Here is a 16,721-nt window from a genome sequence, read left to right on the forward strand (position 1 = left end):
GGCTTGCCGCAACGAGATTCGGAGTTTGCAATGGCGTGGTACGACAAACTGGCGATCGTGGTGGGCATGGTGCTGTTCATGGAGTGCTTCGCCTGGGCGACGCACAAATATGTGATGCACGGCTGGGGTTGGGGCTGGCATCGCTCGCATCACGAACCGCATGACGGCGCGTTCGAGAAGAACGACCTGTATGCGGTGACCTTCGCGGTATTCGTGATCGCGCTGTTCGGCTTGGGCGTGATGTGGGAACCCGTATGGTGGGCAGCACTCGGGATCACGGTGTACGGTGGTATCTACGCGTTCGTCCACGACATGCTGGTCCATCAGCGCTTTGGCGCGCGCTGGGTCCCGCGGCGCGGCTATGCGAAGCGCTTGTTGCAGGCGCATCGGCTTCACCATGCGGTCAAGGGCAAGGACGGCAGCGTGAGTTTCGGTTTCCTGTTCGCCCCCGACCCAGCCCGCCTGAAGCGCGAACTTGCGGCCCGAACCGAGCGATGACCACCGCTTCAGCCAGTCATATCCGTGCCCGCGCGAGAACGCGCGACGCCCGCACCAGCGTGATGCTTGCGGCGGCGATCGGGATCGCGTGGCTGGCGATCCACGTGGGCGCGATCTTCTTCTGGCAATGGACTGTGGCTTCGGCGCTTCTCGCAATCCCGGTAATCCTGATCCAGGCGTGGCTCAGCACCGGTCTGTTCATCGTCGCGCATGATTGCATGCACGGGTCGCTGATGCCGGGTCGACGGAACGTGAACACCGCGATCGGCACGCTGTCTCTGGCAGCCTATGCGGGCCTGTCGTATCGCGCCTTGTTTCCCAAGCATCACGCGCATCACGCCGCGCCTGGCACTGCCGACGATCCCGATTTCCACGCAGACGAGCCTCGCCGTGCGGGTCCGTGGTTCTTCCGGTTCTTCCTTGGCTATTACACGCACGCACAGATCCTGCGGATTACCGTCGCGGCAATCGTGTACATGCTACTTGGCGCGTCGCTTCTCAATATCGTGGTGTTCTGGGCGATTCCGGCGCTGCTCGCGCTCGTCCAGTTGTTCCTGTTCGGCACCTACCTGCCCCACCGCCACGAAGACACGCCCTTCGCCGACGCCCACAATGCGCGCGGCAACGCGCTTTCGCCGTTGGTCTCGCTGGTGACCTGCTTCCATTTCGGAACCTATCACCATCAGCATCACCTGAGCCCGCACACGCCGTGGTGGAGGTTACCCAAGTTTACATCGGGCGATGCTCAGGCTGGGGCCGACAACGCCGCATCGACGCGGGCAGCGGCCTGAACGACGCCGCCTGCAGTGTCGATTTGCGCAGCAAGCCCCCGCGCGGCGATACGATAGCGCGGATCCTGCATCACATCCTTTAGTGCACGTGCAAGCCGCTCCACCGTCAGCCCGCGCGGGGACAAGGTTCGTCCCGCCCCGATCCGGACCAGACGCGCGGCGGTTCCGGGTTGTTCGAACGCGATCGGGAGCGCAATGATCGGCACCCCCGCAGAGAGCGCATCGATTACCGAGTTGAACCCACCGTGCAGAACCGCCGCCGAACAGTGCCGCAACACCGCCTGCTGCGGCCAGAACGCCCGGACCAGCGGGTCCCCCGGTAACGCGGCCACCTCCGCCGCACTCAAGCCTCCGCCATGGCCGATCACCGCACGTGCGCCGATCGCCGCACACGCTTGCGCCATCGTCGAGAACAGCGCGCGCCGCCCACCCTGCAGCGTCCCGAGCGAACAGAAGACCAGCGGCCGCGCATCGACCGGCAAATCGAGCATCTTGCTCTCTACCGTACGCCAAGGCCCGCCATAGACGACCGATTCCGAGCGCGGATAATCCAGCGACTCCGGACATTGCGCGATCGACAGCGGCGCGGACGGGGCCATGTCCTCCCCGACACCCCAAGCACGCCGGCGTTCGTCCAGGACATGCGTGATCGGGCGCAGGAGCAGGTCCGACACGAAATACCCCACCTGATTGCGGACTCGGCCCCATCGATCTGCGCGATACCGCCAACCGAGAAACGGCGGCGGGATGTTTGGCTCGCGCAGCAGCGGCAGTCCTGTGATGCTCACGACGTACGGAATGCCGAGCCTTTGGGCGATCAGCGGCCCGGCCGGCTCCGCCGAGTCAGCGATCACGGCATCTACACCGATTCGCCGCAGGACTTCCGGCGCCTGGTCGAGCAACGTCGCCGTCATCGCGGCAGTGCTGCGGATCATCCGTGTCAGGCCCAGGAATCCCGTGGGATCCGCAAGCGTGGCAAGATAGGAATCAAGCGACAATGTGGTGGAGCCGGCCGTGTCGAGCCCGGCGAAACCAATTCCCGGCGTGGTCACGAACCGTGCGACCTCAGCTAAATGAACGACCGTGACGCGGTAACCATACTCTCCAAGGGCGGCACCGAGCGCCTGCAGCGGATTCAGGTGGCCGGGTGTAGGCGGCGCGATGATCGCGACATGGCGGGAAACGGCTATCACGAACCTGTGCAGTCCTGGCGAAGAGGTTACGCGGCGATCCGCCGTTGCCGCTGCCAATACGCGACAGCGTTAGCGTGGCATCGAAACAGGATAGCCCGCGCAGACGTATCGGGCTGCGGAGCGGAAGTCGATGAATGCTTTCGGCACCATACTGATCGCCACTCGGCACCGTGCAAATGCAAAGGAGCATCCATTGTCTGGCGCAACATCGACATTCGGCTGGCCGCAAACCGAAATTGCCCTCCGTCGTCCTGGAAGGGATCAGCCGCGATGCGGTCCAAAGAATATCACGGCCGTGCCAAGAAGGCATAGCGCAGCACCGCCAAGGTCCCAGCGATCCGGTCGAACTCCTTCCGCAAGCCACAACCACACCACCGCCGCAGTTACGTAAACCCCGCCATATGCCGCATAGCCACGGCCGGCAGCGGTCGAATCAACCTTGGCAAGAAGAAACGCGAACGTCGCAAGCGACAAGGTTCCGGGTACGACCCACAGCGCCGACCTGCCCAAGCGCAACCAAGCCCAAAACGCGAAACAGCCCGCGATCTCCGCAAGCGCCGCACCGATGTAGAGGATCAAAGATGACATGACTTGGCTTGTAGCCAACTCGCCCCGCACGAGAAGCGCTCCAAGTTTTACGGGACCGTTCGACGCTAACATCACCCCAAGATCGACCGCTGCGCCAGATCATGCGCAACTTGGGCACCATAGGATCTATTTCCGCGAGTCATGTCCAACGCTATCCGCCGACACCCCGACCAGTAACAAGTGACCGGGGGATGGTCGACCAAGCGCGACTATGCCGCAGCCAATAGAAGCTCTGTCCACAATCCTAATTCCATCACAGGATATTGAGATAGAGGGCAAAGCGGCACGTAAGGGCTTACAAGCGCGGGCATCATGGCAGCAATTTCATCATCGACGCCGAACGCTTTATCGGTGCTCGCGTTGACCACGCGTATGGTCGCAGCGCCGGCCACGGCACAATTTAGCACGCCAACGCCGGCCAAAACGTCATGGACCGAACCGGATGCCATTCCCGGCGACGCTGTGGGGGGACATCGTCGTCACTACCCGTTGCCGGGTAGAGCGCGTGCAGACGTCAGGCAGCCCCATGGCATGCTCAACTGCCCGAACCCTTACGGACCGCCTCCAGTTTTCATATATGAAAATGGTGCCGCTTACAGGACTCGAACCTGTGACCCCCGCATTACGAATGCGATGCTCTACCAACTGAGCTAAAGCGGCACACACGGCGCCTGATCGACGACCGTGGAGGCGGGCGCTTATCAAATGGATTTGGCGCTGGCAAGCCAATGCGGCAAAGTCGTTCCGATTTTTGGCGATCGACCGCTCCTTTACCGGACGTTTACCACACATGGTGCATTAGCAGATCGATAGCGGCCCCCGGGCCAGATAGGGCGTTTGCGCAATGGATAGTGTTCACGACTTCGAGGACGACCGGTTCGGCGCCGGCACCCCCGGTCGCGGCGGGCCGGATGCAACCGGCGACGGATTGGCCGAACCGCAGATCGCGGTCGGTACCGATGAACGTCGCATGCATGTTCGCGCCTACAACTATTGGGTCTCGCTGCTCGGTGGGCGAGGCTATCCCTCGATCCAGGACCTCGACCCGGCGACGATCGCCGATTTCGGGAGCAACAGCGTCCTGCTCGATTTCACGCAGGGAATCGAGAACCCTGCGATCGCGTATCTCGGGCGGGCGCTTCGCGACGAATGTTCGCTCGATACCGGAACGACGCATATCGCACAGGTGCCCGCCGGGTCGCTCCTGTCGCGGCTGACCGACCATTATCTGCAAATCATTGCCAGCCGCTCGCCGATCGGTTTCGAAGCCGAATTCGTCAGCATGCGCGGCCACAATACGCTGTATCGCGGCATCCTGATGCCCTTTTCCTCCGACGCGGACACGATCGACTTCATTTATGGCGTCATCAACTGGAAGGAACTCGTCGACGCCGATACCGCGGCGGGACTGTATGCGGAAATCGCCGCGGCGCGCGCCGTTCCGGCACGCGCCGCCACCGCACCGGTCTGGGCCGACGGGCCAAACCACGCCCTAGCGTCCCTGATCGACCTGGAGGACGATACCGAAGAGGACGAAACGGGCGAATCCACCCTCGATGCCGACATGGTTGCCGAGGACGGCGAAGAGAACGACAGCCTGTCCGATCGGCTCCTGCTCGCGCGGCAAACTGCGGCCGCCGCCGCGACCGCGGACCTCCGCAGCCGCGCAACGCTGTACCGTGCCCTTGCTCGCGCGCATGATTTCGCGATCGCGGCCGATGCCGATCCGCTTGGATATGCGACGCTGCTCGATCGGGCGAACATCATCGTCCAGCTTCGTGCGCCCATGACCCCGGTGGTGAAGCTCGTTTTCGGCGTTGATTATGAAAAGACCCGGTTGACCGAATATGCTGCCGTCCTGGCACATGCGCGGCGGATCGGTGTGCCGGCGGGCGCCCTTCAGAGTTTTCTCGAAGGGTTCGACGGCGGGATAAAGGGCGTGGTATCTGCCGAGCGACTGGCTCGAGCGCCCGCGGTCGGGCAGCGAATCAGCCCGTCCATGATGCTTGCCGAGCGCCCCGCGCTTGCCCAGGTCAAACTGCAAACCGGATCGATCGAGGGAGAGTATGTGCTGCTCCTCGCCCGCACCTCCGTCGTGGGTACGCTCGATATCGTTGCAACGGTTACGGATGACTCCGCGCTTACAGAGCGCGTGATGCGCCAGGCGACTCGTTGAAAATGTTGCACCGCCACAAGTCTTGAGGTCGCCATCGGACCGGCGCATAGGACCGCCCATGCCTAAGACCACGCTCAAATCGCTGTCGGATGCACTTGCCGTCCGGCTCACCAAAGGCGCCCTTCCGGGTGAATTGCAGGGGTTCGGGGAGGCCGAGCGCGGCGCCGCCGCAAGCTTCGTCGCTGCCACCGCCGAACAGCGCTCGCCCGCGACCGTAACGATCGCGCTCGAGCCCTTGCCCGCGACCGATCCGCGACGGCTGATGCGACTCGCCATCGTCAACGACGACATGCCCTTCCTGGTCGATTCGATCGCTGCCACGATCGGCGCGCACGATATTTCGATCGACCGGATCATTCACCCCGTGTTGCGTGTCACACGCGATTCGGATGGCGCACTGACCCAAGTCGACGAAGGCGCCGCCGAGTCGATGATCTACATCGAGCTCGAACGCGTCGACGCCCGCGAGCGACGCGACCTCGTGATCGAACTGACCAAGAACCTTAAGGACGTGCGTGCGGCGGTCGGGGACTGGCAAGAGCTGGAGGATGCGATGGCATCCGACATCGCGACCTTGCCCGAGGGGGAAGGCCGTGCCCTGCTCACCTGGCTGCTAGATCGCAAGATGACGCTGCTGGGCCACGAAACATGGGTGTCGGAAGGCTCGGGCAGCCCGCAGGCCTTGGGTATCGCCCGCAATCAGCAACCCGTGCCAATCCTTGCGGAAGCTTCGCGGCGCCTCGCGATGTCGTGGTTCGAAGACGGCGGCGAAGCCCCGTTGCTGCTCAAGTCCAATCTGATCTCGGGCGTTCACCGCCATGTTCCGCTTGATCTTGCACTGGTCCCACTGCGCGACGGCGCACGCGTAACGGGATTGTCGATCCACGCCGGCCTTTGGACGAGCGCGGCATTGCTCGCGGCGCCCGAGGATGTTCCGGTGCTGCGCGCGCGGCTGGCTGCGCTGGAAAAGAAGTTCGGGTTCGATCCCAAGGGGCACACGGGCAAGGCGCTGACGCATGCGCTGGTCGCGCTGCCGCACGATCTCGTTGCCGGGTTCACGCCCGAATCGCTCGAGAATGTTGCGCTCACCGCCATGTCGCTGGCGGATCGGCCACGACCGAAGCTGGCGCTCGTCCGCAGCACGCTCGGAAGACACCTGTTCGCCTTCGCATGGCTGCCACGTGACGACCTCACCACCGCGCGTCGCCTTGCAATCGGCGATATGCTGGCAGAAGCAGCCAATGCCAATATCCTCAACTGGTCGATCGCGGTTGACGATACGATCGCGCTGATCCGCTACACGCTCGATTTGCGCGAAGGCGGCGTGCTGCCCGACACTGACGCGCTCGACACCCGGATCGCGCGGATGGTGCGCGGCTGGGTCCCCGCGGTCGAAGCCGCGCTGGTCGAGCAGACCGATGCACCACGTGCGGCTCGGCTCGCATTGCGCTGGGCGGCGGGGTTCCCGCAGAACTACCGTAACGTCAGTACCCCCGCCGAAGCTGGCGAAGACATCCAGCGGCTCGCTGCGCTCGAAGATGAGAGCGCACGGGGCGTGCGCCTTATCCCGACCGCTCCGGGAGAGGATCGCCACCTCAAGATCTACAAGCTCGGCAATGCGCTGCCGCTGTCCGATGCGGTACCCGTGCTCGAGAATTTTGGCTTCCGTGTCATCGGCGAGTTGCCGACGCGGCTGCAGGACGAAAGCGATGCCTTCGTCCATGAATTTATCGTCGAATCGAACGACGCCGCTTCGCAGGTCGACACTGCGGTGCTGGAAGGCGCGATCGCAGCCGTGCTGGAAGGCGCTGCGGAGAATGACGCGTTCAACCGGCTGATCATCGAAGTCGGGGTCAGTCCGCAGGCCGTCGTGCTGTTCCGCGCGTGGTTCCGCTACCTGCGCCAGGCGGGGCTTACCTATGGGCTGACCACCGTGGTGGATGCGTTGCGTCGGGCACCCCGCGTGGCCGAAGCGCTGATCGCCCGCTTTGCCGCGGTGCATGATCCTGCGCAAAACCGTGATCCCGCGGAGACGGACGCGGCGATCGAAGCAGGCCTCGATGCGGTGACCGCGATCGACGATGATCGCATCCTGCGCGCGTTCTATTCCATGATCGCGGCGACGCTCCGGACCAACGCGTTCACGCCCGCAGGTTCAGAGGCACTCGCGTTCAAGCTCGATAGCCACCGCATTCCCGGCCTCCCCGCCCCCGTGCCATGGCGCGAGATCTGGGTGTACAGCCCGCGGATCGAGGGCATCCACCTGCGCGCCGGCCCGGTCGCGCGCGGTGGCCTGCGCTGGTCCGACCGGCGTGACGACTTCCGCACCGAGATCCTCGGGCTGATGAAGGCACAGCGCGTCAAGAATGCGGTGATCGTTCCGACCGGCGCGAAGGGCGGCTTCTATGCCAAGCAGCTTCCGCCCGCATCCAACCGCGACGCATGGCTTGCGGAAGGCACCGAAAGCTACCGCGTGTTCATCCGCACGTTGCTGTCGATCACCGACAACATCGTCGAGGGCAAGGTCGTCCACCCGCAAGGGGTGGTCGTCCACGACGGCGAGGACCCCTATTTCGTCGTCGCCGCCGACAAGGGCACCGCAACCTTCTCCGACGTCGCCAATGCGATCGCGCTCGAGCACGGCTTCTGGCTCGGCGATGCGTTCGCGAGCGGCGGGTCGGTCGGCTATGACCACAAGGCGATGGGGATCACCGCAAAGGGCGCTTGGGTCAGCGTCCAGCGCCACTTCGCAGAGCGCGGGACCGACGTCCAGACGCAGCCGATCCGCGTCGTCGGATGCGGTGACATGTCGGGCGACGTGTTCGGCAACGGCATGTTGCTCAGCCACGAGCTCAAGATCGTCGCCGCGTTCGACCACCGTCATATCTTCCTCGATCCGGACCCCGAGCCCGCCGCCTCCTTCGCCGAACGCGCCCGGATGTTCGCGCTGCCGCGCTCGAGCTGGGCGGACTATGACGAGTCGCTCATTTCGGCAGGCGGCGGGGTATTCCCCCGCACCGCCAAGGTGATCGCGCTGACCGACGAAGTCCGCGCCGCGCTCGACATCGCGGAACGCGAGATCGAGCCGGGTGCGCTTATTTCGGCGATCCTTAAGAGCCCGGTCGACCTGATCTGGTTCGGCGGGATCGGCACCTATGTGAAGGCCCGTGCCGAGAACAACATCGCGGTCGGCGACCCCGCCAACGATCGCTTGCGCGTCGATGCCGAGGATCTGCGCGCGACGGCCATTGGCGAAGGTGCGAACCTTGGCGTGACGCAGGCGGCCCGCATTGCCTTCTCGGCGCGCAGTGGTGTTTTGGGGGGCGGCCGGATCAACACCGACTTCATCGACAATTCGGCGGGCGTCGATTGCTCGGACAATGAGGTCAACATCAAGATCGCGCTCAACCGCGAGATGATCGAAGGGCGCCTGGGCTTCGAGGACCGCAACAGCTTCCTCGCGAGCATGACCGACGATGTGGCGCATCTGGTGCTCGAGGATAACCGACTCCAGACGCTCGCCTTGTCGATCGCAGAAGCGGGCGGTGCGCAAACCGTGCCGAGCTATGTTCGCCTGATCGAGATCTTCGAGGCATCGGGCTCGCTCGATCGCGCGGTCGAGGGGCTTGCCGGCAACGACGATCTGCTGCGGCGTTCGGTCGAGGGCCGCGGCCTGACGCGCCCCGAGCTCGCGGTCCTGCTCGCGACCGCCAAGCTGGCGTTGCAGGCGGCGATCGAACGGTCGGGCCTGGGCATGGCGGATGAGTTGCTCCCCGACCTGCACGCGGCCTTCCCAGCGGCGATGCAGGAACGGTTCGGCAAGGCGATCGATGAGCATCGCCTCCGCGGTGAAATCGTCGCGACCAAGCTTGCCAATCGCATCATCAACCGGATGGGCGTGCTGTATCCGTTCGAGCTGGCCGAGGAGGAAGGCGCCGCGATCGCGGATATCGCCGGGATGTTCGTGGTGGCCGAGCGGCTGTTCGACCTGCCGACGTTGTGGCGCGAGATCGAGACGACCGACATGCCTGAAGCGGCACGGATCGCGCTGTTTGACGAGACCGCGGTCGCGACCCGCTCGCAGATCGCGGACCTGCTCCGCGCGACCCGGACCGGCACCGGACCGGGCGAGACGCTAAAGCGGCTCGGCAAGGGGATCGCGGATCTCGACCGGCAGACCAAGGCGTTGCTGCTCGAGGAAGCCAGCGCGCACAGCGCGCGCATCGCCGCCGCCCTGGAAGTGGCAGGCGCGCCGACCGCACTGGTGCAAAAGGTCGTCCGGTTGTTCGAGATGGACGGTGCCGTTGGCCTTGCCGATCTCGGTGATCGACTCGGGATCGACGAGACCGAACTGACGCGGGCCTTCACGCGGCTGGGCCAGGCACTCGGGCTCGACTGGGCGCAGGCGAATGCGGCACGGATCGAATCGAGCGACCCATGGGAGCGGTTGCTGATTGCCGGCCTGGCGCGCGATTTCCAGCAGTTGCGGCTGGAATTCCTGGCGCGGGCGGCGGGTGGCAAGCTCGATCCACAGGCGCTGGTCGACGCATGGCTGGCCGACAATGCCGCGCGCGTCGCGCAGTTCAAGGCAGTGGTCGACCGGGCGCGGCTGGCCCCTGCCCCGAATGCCGCGATGTTGGCACAGATTGCGGGCCAAGCGCGGGTGTTGCTGGGGCGGTGAATCCGGTTGCTGCCCTTGCCACTGGGCAAGGGCAGCGTCGGAGCAACCGATCGGCGTTGCGTGAACATCTCCGTTGCCCGCGTGCTTAAGGTGACCGCAACTGTTCCGCGATAGCGGATGCAGATGGCTTCTGCTGGATCCTCGGTCTCCAGACCCGTTGGCCGGTGGCCTTTGGCTGTGTGGGTGGGAGTTGTGGTGGTGCTCGCGCTCGCGCAGCAGGCGCTGTCGTCGCTCAACTGCGACGTATCCTGGCTGATAACCACCGCCGAACGGGTCATCGACGGGGCAGTGCTGTACCGCGACGTCGAAGAGGTGAACCCGCCAGCGTCGATCCTGATCTATATGCCGTTCGTGGCGTTGGCGCGCGTAATCGCCTTACCCCCGGAAGCGGTGACGGTGGTCCTGGTCACGGTAATGGCAGCCGTTTCGATTATCACCTCAGGGCGGCTTCTCGATCCGCCCCCTGAAACGCAGCCCCAGTTGGCGGGTGCCGCGGCGTTTGTGCTGTTGGTGCTTCCAGCCGACCTGTTTGCCCAACGCGAACACATTGCACTGATTGCAGCGCTGCCGATGCTGGCGGTGCTGGTCGCGCGGGTCGCGGGTCGCGCGTTCCGCCGACGCGATGCCTGGATGGCGGGACTCGGCGGTGGGATCATGGTGGCGATTAAGCCGCACCTGCTGCTGGCGCTTCTCCCCGTCGCAGGCTGGGCAATCCTCCGGCAGCGATCGGCAAGACCCGCGCTGGGTGTCGAATGGGTCGCGCTTGCGCTGCTATGCGTCGGCTACGCTTTTGTCGTGTGGACAGTCTTTCCGCTGTATCTCGATCACATGCTACCGCTGCTGCGGCGCGTGTATCTGCCAAATCGGGATAGCTGGCCGCATCTCCTGATGGGATATATGGTGCTGATCCCGGCCGTCGCCGTGGCGCTGACCGTCTGGATCGCACGCGGTCGCGCCACGATCCCGGCCACGGCGGCCCTGCTCGCGTCGGTCGGCTTCGTGGCCGCGGGGCTGGTGCAGGGCAAGGGCTATCTCAACCACGGCTATCCGGCAGTTGCGTTAGGTTTGTTGGCAATTGCGCTGGAACTCATCCGTCCCAGCCCTGTGCGACGTTTTGGTACGGCCTGTCTTGCCGTCCTGGCCCTTACCGCCACGTACGGCTACGCGCAGGTCGCGAAGCCCTATGCGCTGCGGGACGCGGTGGTGCGGCTGGGTCCACCACGTCCGAAAATGATCGGCGTCTCCTTCGACTTCGGGCTTGGCCATCCCCTGACGCGCTGGGTGGCAGGGCGCTGGGTCGGGCGACGCGGCAGCCTATGGGTGACCGGGAGTAGTCGACAGCAACTGGCCGATCCGGCGCTCGCCCCGACGCAGCGCGCCGCCGTCGCGCAGGCAGCCGCCGAGGAAGCGGCAATGCTTGCCGCAGACATCACGCGCAACGCACCCGATATCGTTTTGGTGGATGCCGAACCGGGAATGGCATGGATCATCGCACACCCGGCCGTTCACCGCGCAATGCTGCCGTACCGCCCCGCAACACGGGTTGGCGAAATTACCCTTTGGGTGAGGCGGTAAGCTGCCGAAAGCAGAGGGTACAGATCGCGCTTGAAGACCCGTCAGGCTGCGGCCCGTACGCGCTGCTTGGCCTTGAACGCCGCCTTCCAACGTCGCGCGCGCCACCACATGATGATGCCCGTCACCGCAAGCACCGCTGGTAGAATCCCACCGAGAAAGACCAGCAATTGCCACACAAACCCCATCCGCGTGCCGTCGTGCAACCGCCGCATGGTCCGCGCGAGCGTCTCGGATTCAGGCCGTGCAGGCATTGCTCGGCCCGTGACGTCATCGACGGTCACCCCGCGCGCCTTGCGAAGCTGCACCTTCCATTCGGGCTTCCGATCGGTGGGCCATTCTACCCGTGACACCGCCCCGGGGGTCACCGTTGCAGCGCGGGCGAGCACGGCATCCAGTGCCAGGATCGGACGTTCCAGCGCGACAGGTCGACCGCCCGGTCCACCCGGACCACGCGGCGCACCACCCCCCGCGAAGACCTGCGGGAAGGAGATCCAAACGCCCGTCAGCGACAACACGAACAACGGCAGCGCAATCCAGAAGCCGAACAGATGGTGCACATTGGTGTCGGTGTTGCGATGCCGCCGCCAGCGTAGCCCACGCGTCCAGCGCCCGACCGTCGGCCACCACAGCCACAACCCGGAGACACACGACACCAGCATCGCCACGCCGATCCAGCCGACGATCTGCCGACCGACGCCGGGGACGAGCAGATTGCCGTGGAGATTGTGGAGAACGCGCAGCACACCGCTGCCGCTACTCGCCGTCGCGAGGATCTTCGCCGTCGGCGGATCGAGATAGACGGTGGTCCGTTGCGGCGGGCCGCGTCTTGCAGGATCGGGCGGCGTGATCGCGATTACCTGGACCGGTCCTTCGCCTTCCGGAAACGCGATGCTGGCAATCCGTTCGGCTGGCTTGAGGGTGGTCCGCGCCGCTGCGACATAGCGTGCGGGATCGAGCGTAGTGTTGCCGCTGGCCGCATAACGCGCCGGGTTGAGGACGTGGTCGACCGCCTCATCCCACACCAACGCCGCGCCGCTCAGCGACAAGGGGATGATGAGCACCGCGAGCAGCAGCCCGATCCATTTGTGCGCCTGAAACCAGGCGCGCCGCAACGCAATCTTCGACATCAGACCTCCGCCCAGCGGCGCAACAGATTGTGATAGACGCCCGTCAACCGGACGATTTCGGGATCGTCACTGCCAAGCCGGGTAGCGATCGACTGGATCGCGGTGTCGAGTTCGAACAGCATCGCGCGCGCGCCATCGTCGCGGACCATCGACTGAATCCAGAAGAACGAGGCGACCCGCGTCCCGCGCGTGACGGGGGTGACGTGGTGGACACTCGATGCCGGGTAGACCACCAGTTGGCCGGCGGGCAGCTTGACCCGCTGTTCGCCAAATTGCGTCGCGATGACGAGTTCACCGCCTTCGTAACTGTCCGGATCGCACAGGAAGAGCGTTGCGGACAAGTCGCTGCGGATCCGGAAATCGCTTCCGCGGCGGATGCGGATTGCAGTGTCGACATGCGCGCCGAAACCATCGCCCGCACCGTAGCGATTGAACAGCGGTGGAAACACCTTCAGCGGCAGCGCCGCCGCGACGAACAGGGGGCATGCCCCGAGCGCGTCGAGAACGGCGCTGCCCCCTGCCCGTGCCGCCGCGCTATCCTCGGGCAATTGCGTGTTGCGCTTGGCGAGCGCGGATTGCGCACCCGAGGTGGCGTTGCCGTCGATCCAGTCGGCGGCATCAAGCGTCGCCCGCAGGTCGGCAACCTGCGCAGCCGTCAGCAGATCGGGGATGATCGTCAGCATGCCGCCGCCCGGATCGCCTGCACGCCCCGGATGCGGAACGCAGCGATGTCGGAAGCTGCGAGCCATGCCGCGGCCTTGTCGACAAACGCCGGGGTCGCGCTCGCGCCCGCCCGCCGGAGCCAACCGATCGCTTCCTCGATCTGTCCCTTCCTGCCGAGCATCCGGGCATGGTTGAACGCGCCCCGAAAGTCGCCGCCGTGTGCCGCGCGCGCATAGCACTGCGCCGCCGCGGCGAGATCGCGCGGGACGACCCAGCCGTCCTCGTGGAAACTGCCGACGAAGTTGATCGCCTTGGCATTTCCCAGCGCAGCGGCTTTGCGGAACCAGTCGAGCGCCGCGGCCTTGTCCTCCGTCACGCCGTGCCCGAGCGCGAGCAGCGTCGCGTAATTGTACATGCCCCAATCAAGGCCACGCTCGGCGGCGATGCGGTAGCAGTCGGCGGCGCGAGTCTTGTCGGGTGCCGTGCCCCAGCCGAGATCGTAACAACGCCCGACCATGTTGATCCCCATCACATGATGCTGCGCCGCCGCGCGCTTGAACCAGCGGAGCGCGGCGGGGGTATCGCGCGGCACACCTACCCCGTCGAGCAGCATTTGGCCGTACACCGCCTGCGCCTCGGCATGTCCTGCATCTGCCGCCGCGCGGACGAAGGCCGCGCGGGTCTCGGGTGGGCCGGAGAGATGCGTGGCGATCTCGTCCGGGGTGAGCGCCGCCAGTCGATCCGCCGATAGCATCAGAACTTGGCCGTGATCGTGCCGAACACCGTCCGCCCCGCCGCGATATTGGCGAAGTGTGACGCGTAGGTCTGTGTGAAATAGACCTTGTCGGTCAAGTTCTGCGCGTTGACGCTCAGCTCCAGATTGGGCGTGACCGCGTAGCTGGCGCGCGCATCGAAGCGCCAGTAATCGGGAATGCCGCGCGACAGGATCGTGGTCGCAGGCGTGATCGTGACGACCCCGGCGGTCGTCTGCGTCGCGGTGCGATTGTCGGCATAGCCGCCATATTGCCGCCCCATGTAGATCGCGCTTCCACCGATCTGCAGGCCTTTCACCAGTTCGTAGTTGGTCGTCGCGGTAAAGCTATGTTGTGCAGTCTGCGGGACTTGCTTGCCGGTATTGACCGAAGGAACGTACACCGTCTGCGCGGCGGCACGACCATTGGCAGCGGCGGTGAGCGCGCTGTTGCCGCCGTCGATGACCTTGGGGTCGAGATAGGTATAGCCGCCGAACACGGTCCAGCCCGGCAAGATCGTCCCACTTGCCGTCAATTCGACGCCACGGATGCGCGTTTTACCGAGGAAACCGACCGTATTGGCGTCGATTTGCACCCGCGCGTTGCTGATATCGGTCTGGAATACCGCAAGTCCTAGCTGGAGCTGTTCGTGGAACAGGCTGCCCTTCGCGCCGACCTCGTAGGACTTGGTCTTCTGCACCTTCAACGCATCGAGGATTACGAGATTGACCGGGGTCGCGGTGGTCGGGAGCGCATTGTCCTCGCGGCCCTCGCCGATCAGCGCGTTGGGCGGCGTCGCGGCGGTGGCGTAGCTTGCGTAGAGGCTGGTCTCGCTGGTCGGCTTGAACACCAGCCCCGCCTGCCAGTTGAACAGCTCGTCCTTGCGCGACAGCTTGGTCGCAGTGCCCCCCGCCGCGAACGGCAGCGTGACGCTGGACTTGAACCGGTCATAGCGCGCCCCGAGGTTGAGGATCAGCTGCGGGAGCAGCGTGATCGAGTCGAACCCGTACAGCCCGATCGTCGTCGCGTCGTTCTGCGTCTCGGTGTTGGAAGCCCCGCGCACGATCGGTGTCGCGACGCTGGAGGTGTCGCTGGTGTAATTGACCCACGGGTCGGATGGGTTGGGGTTGAACAGGCTCGCGCAATAATACCGTGCGATCGTCGCGGTGTTGCAGCGCGGGTTGACGGTCGAGCCGTTCGCCGAGACGAGCGTTCCGCGTCGGGTTTTCTCCCACGCGACTTCCGCACCGACCGCGAAGCTGTGCTTGATCCCCCCGGTGTCGAACGTTCCGCTGAGGTCGGTCTGGTCGATCAGGCTTTCGCTATACCCATAACGCGTATTGCCGCGCCGCCAGACATAGCCGCCGGTCAGCACGTCACCGCGCGTGCCCGCCGCGCCGGTGGTGGGGTTGGTCGCGGCAGTGCCGCGAACGTTGCCCTGGCTGTCGTCGGGGAGCGTGAAGATATAGGCCTGATCGCTGTGCGAATAGCGTGCGGTGTTGCGCAACGTGATCCCGCCAAAGTCATGCTCGACCCGCAGCATTGCCTGATTGACGGTGGCGTCGCGGAAATCGCGATTTTCGAGACCGTAGAACGCCGACCGCTTGACCGTCCCGGTCTGCCCCCCGCGCGTGGTGATCGTACCGAGCGCGGGCGTAGTGAAGACGTTCCCCGCCGGAAGCGCGCAATTCGTCGCGGAGCAGACATATTGGTAGGGAATGCCGCTGTCGGGCAGTTCGTGATTCTCGAGATAATAATAGCTTGCGGTCAGGCGGGTCGGCGTTCCCAGCCCCAGCGTGACGCTCGGCGCGAAGCCCCAGCGCTTGGCGTAGACCGAATCGCGCCCGGCGAACTTCTGGTCGTGCCACAATCCCTGGAGCCGGAACGCGGCGGTATCGCTCAGCTTGATGTTGACGTCGCCGGTAACACGCTTGAAGTCGCCATTGCCGTAGCTCGCGCTCGCCGAGCCAAACGTGTCGAGCTGGGGCAGCCGCGACAGGATGTTGATCGATCCGCCCGCATTGCCGCGCCCACCAAGCGTCGAATCCGACCCGCGTACGATCTGGACGGATTCGATCGCGAACACTTCGCGCGTCTGGGACGACAGATCGCGCACGCCGTCGACATAGACGCTGCCCTGGCTGTCGAACCCGCGGATGAACGGGCGGTCACCGATCGGGTTGCCGCCCTCCGCTGCGCCGAAGGTGATGCCGGGAACCGTGCGGAGTGCATCCTGCAGCGATGTCGATCCGGTCTGCTGGATCACCGATTTGTCGAGGACGACGATCGACTTGGGCGTATCGACCAGCGGCGCGACCTGCTTGGGGTCGCGGCGTGGCTCGCGGTGGCCGTGGACGACGATGTCGAGCCGCTGGTCGGGATCTCCGTCGTTGGCGGGCGGCGGCGGGGGCGCGTCGTTGGCGAAGGCGGGCATGCTCGCGAACGCGCCCACGCAGGACAAAGCGAGGTAGGCAGGCTTATTGCTAGCGAGACGTGACATGAATTTCCCCCATTCGTTAGAACGGAGCTATTGCGAGTCAGTCGCACTGTCAACGCTATTGCGAATTAGTCTCATCTGCTCGCGCGTCGGCATTTGCTTTACGGAGGGGGCCGCCAACGAATACAAACGCTTACAAACTACCAATGTCGTAATTCCGTGCGCACCCTACCACCGCCG

Annotated in this window: 11 protein-coding genes and 1 tRNA gene; 5 read left to right on the forward strand and 7 right to left on the reverse strand. The window is 65.0% G+C overall.

The window, feature by feature from the left end:
* The first annotated feature begins 30 nt into the window (after positions 1 to 30).
* Positions 31 to 498: a sterol desaturase family protein gene (locus QBJ92_RS06225; protein ID WP_277968824.1), complete on the forward strand. Its 468-nt coding sequence runs from the start codon at positions 31 to 33 to the stop codon at positions 496 to 498.
* The gene (locus QBJ92_RS06230) at positions 495 to 1,289 is read left to right on the forward strand and encodes a fatty acid desaturase (protein WP_277968825.1); all 795 of its coding nucleotides are present in this window, start codon (positions 495 to 497) and stop codon (positions 1,287 to 1,289) included. The genes QBJ92_RS06225 and QBJ92_RS06230 overlap by 4 nt, the downstream gene beginning before the upstream one ends.
* On the opposite strand, the gene QBJ92_RS06235 is transcribed toward QBJ92_RS06230, so the two are convergent.
* From QBJ92_RS06235 to QBJ92_RS06245, 3 genes are all read right to left on the reverse strand, one after another.
* Positions 1,244 to 2,482, reverse strand: a complete 1,239-nt coding sequence (locus tag QBJ92_RS06235) for a glycosyltransferase (RefSeq protein ID WP_277968826.1) — start codon at positions 2,480 to 2,482, stop codon at positions 1,244 to 1,246. The genes QBJ92_RS06230 and QBJ92_RS06235 overlap by 46 nt on opposite strands.
* 261 nt (positions 2,483 to 2,743) lie before the next feature.
* Complete coding sequence (locus QBJ92_RS06240; protein WP_277968827.1) at positions 2,744 to 3,070, reverse strand: YnfA family protein; 327 nt, start codon at positions 3,068 to 3,070, stop codon at positions 2,744 to 2,746.
* Positions 3,071 to 3,654: 584 nt separating this feature from the next.
* Positions 3,655 to 3,730, reverse strand: a tRNA-Thr gene (locus tag QBJ92_RS06245).
* A gap of 184 nt (positions 3,731 to 3,914) precedes the next feature.
* Between QBJ92_RS06245 and QBJ92_RS06250 the strand changes: the two genes are divergently transcribed.
* From QBJ92_RS06250 to QBJ92_RS06260, 3 genes are all read left to right on the forward strand, one after another.
* Positions 3,915 to 5,246, forward strand: coding sequence for a PAS domain-containing protein (locus QBJ92_RS06250; protein ID WP_277968828.1), 1,332 nt, complete (start codon positions 3,915 to 3,917; stop codon positions 5,244 to 5,246).
* A 58-nt stretch (positions 5,247 to 5,304) separates the two neighbouring features.
* Positions 5,305 to 9,927: an NAD-glutamate dehydrogenase gene (locus tag QBJ92_RS06255; RefSeq protein WP_277968829.1), complete on the forward strand. Its 4,623-nt coding sequence runs from the start codon at positions 5,305 to 5,307 to the stop codon at positions 9,925 to 9,927.
* A gap of 177 nt (positions 9,928 to 10,104) precedes the next feature.
* A complete protein-coding gene (locus QBJ92_RS06260; RefSeq protein ID WP_277968830.1) occupies positions 10,105 to 11,502 on the forward strand; it encodes a hypothetical protein in 1,398 nt (465 codons plus the stop codon).
* A gap of 41 nt (positions 11,503 to 11,543) precedes the next feature.
* Here the strand turns inward: QBJ92_RS06260 and QBJ92_RS06265 are convergent, their stop codons facing one another.
* Genes QBJ92_RS06265 through QBJ92_RS06280 form a run of 4 tightly spaced genes read right to left on the reverse strand, consistent with a single transcriptional unit; the run spans position 11,544 to position 16,544 of the window.
* The gene (locus tag QBJ92_RS06265) at positions 11,544 to 12,629 is read right to left on the reverse strand and encodes a PepSY-associated TM helix domain-containing protein (protein ID WP_277968831.1); all 1,086 of its coding nucleotides are present in this window, start codon (positions 12,627 to 12,629) and stop codon (positions 11,544 to 11,546) included.
* Complete coding sequence (locus QBJ92_RS06270) at positions 12,629 to 13,312, reverse strand: Fe2+-dependent dioxygenase (protein ID WP_277968832.1); 684 nt, start codon at positions 13,310 to 13,312, stop codon at positions 12,629 to 12,631. Before QBJ92_RS06270 ends, QBJ92_RS06265 begins: the two co-directional genes overlap by 1 nt.
* Positions 13,306 to 14,046, reverse strand: coding sequence for a tetratricopeptide repeat protein (locus QBJ92_RS06275; RefSeq protein ID WP_277968833.1), 741 nt, complete (start codon positions 14,044 to 14,046; stop codon positions 13,306 to 13,308). Before QBJ92_RS06275 ends, QBJ92_RS06270 begins: the two co-directional genes overlap by 7 nt.
* Positions 14,046 to 16,544 carry a TonB-dependent receptor gene (locus QBJ92_RS06280; RefSeq protein WP_277968834.1) on the reverse strand — a complete coding sequence of 833 codons (2,499 nt, stop codon included), beginning with the start codon at positions 16,542 to 16,544 and terminating at the stop codon, positions 14,046 to 14,048. The genes QBJ92_RS06275 and QBJ92_RS06280 overlap by 1 nt, the downstream gene beginning before the upstream one ends.
* Positions 16,545 to 16,721: the final 177 nt, after the last annotated feature.

Origin of the sequence: Sphingomonas echinoides, from assembly GCF_029623395.1 — a bacterium.
GTDB lineage: Bacteria > Pseudomonadota > Alphaproteobacteria > Sphingomonadales > Sphingomonadaceae > Sphingomonas > Sphingomonas echinoides_A.

Excerpts from the sequence above, each read along its gene's own strand:
- QBJ92_RS06250 (WP_277968828.1), top strand. The coding sequence starts at position 3,915 with ATGGATAGTGTTCACGACTTCGAGGACGACCGGTTCGGCGCCGGCACC.
- QBJ92_RS06275 (WP_277968833.1), bottom strand. The coding sequence starts at position 14,046 with ATGCTATCGGCGGATCGACTGGCGGCGCTCACCCCGGACGAGATCGCC.
- QBJ92_RS06280 (WP_277968834.1), bottom strand. The coding sequence starts at position 16,544 with ATGTCACGTCTCGCTAGCAATAAGCCTGCCTACCTCGCTTTGTCCTGC.
- QBJ92_RS06230 (WP_277968825.1), top strand. The coding sequence starts at position 495 with ATGACCACCGCTTCAGCCAGTCATATCCGTGCCCGCGCGAGAACGCGC.
- QBJ92_RS06225 (WP_277968824.1), top strand. The coding sequence starts at position 31 with ATGGCGTGGTACGACAAACTGGCGATCGTGGTGGGCATGGTGCTGTTC.
- QBJ92_RS06265 (WP_277968831.1), bottom strand. The coding sequence starts at position 12,629 with ATGTCGAAGATTGCGTTGCGGCGCGCCTGGTTTCAGGCGCACAAATGG.
- QBJ92_RS06255 (WP_277968829.1), top strand. The coding sequence starts at position 5,305 with ATGCCTAAGACCACGCTCAAATCGCTGTCGGATGCACTTGCCGTCCGG.
- QBJ92_RS06270 (WP_277968832.1), bottom strand. The coding sequence starts at position 13,312 with ATGCTGACGATCATCCCCGATCTGCTGACGGCTGCGCAGGTTGCCGAC.
- QBJ92_RS06240 (WP_277968827.1), bottom strand. The coding sequence starts at position 3,070 with ATGTCATCTTTGATCCTCTACATCGGTGCGGCGCTTGCGGAGATCGCG.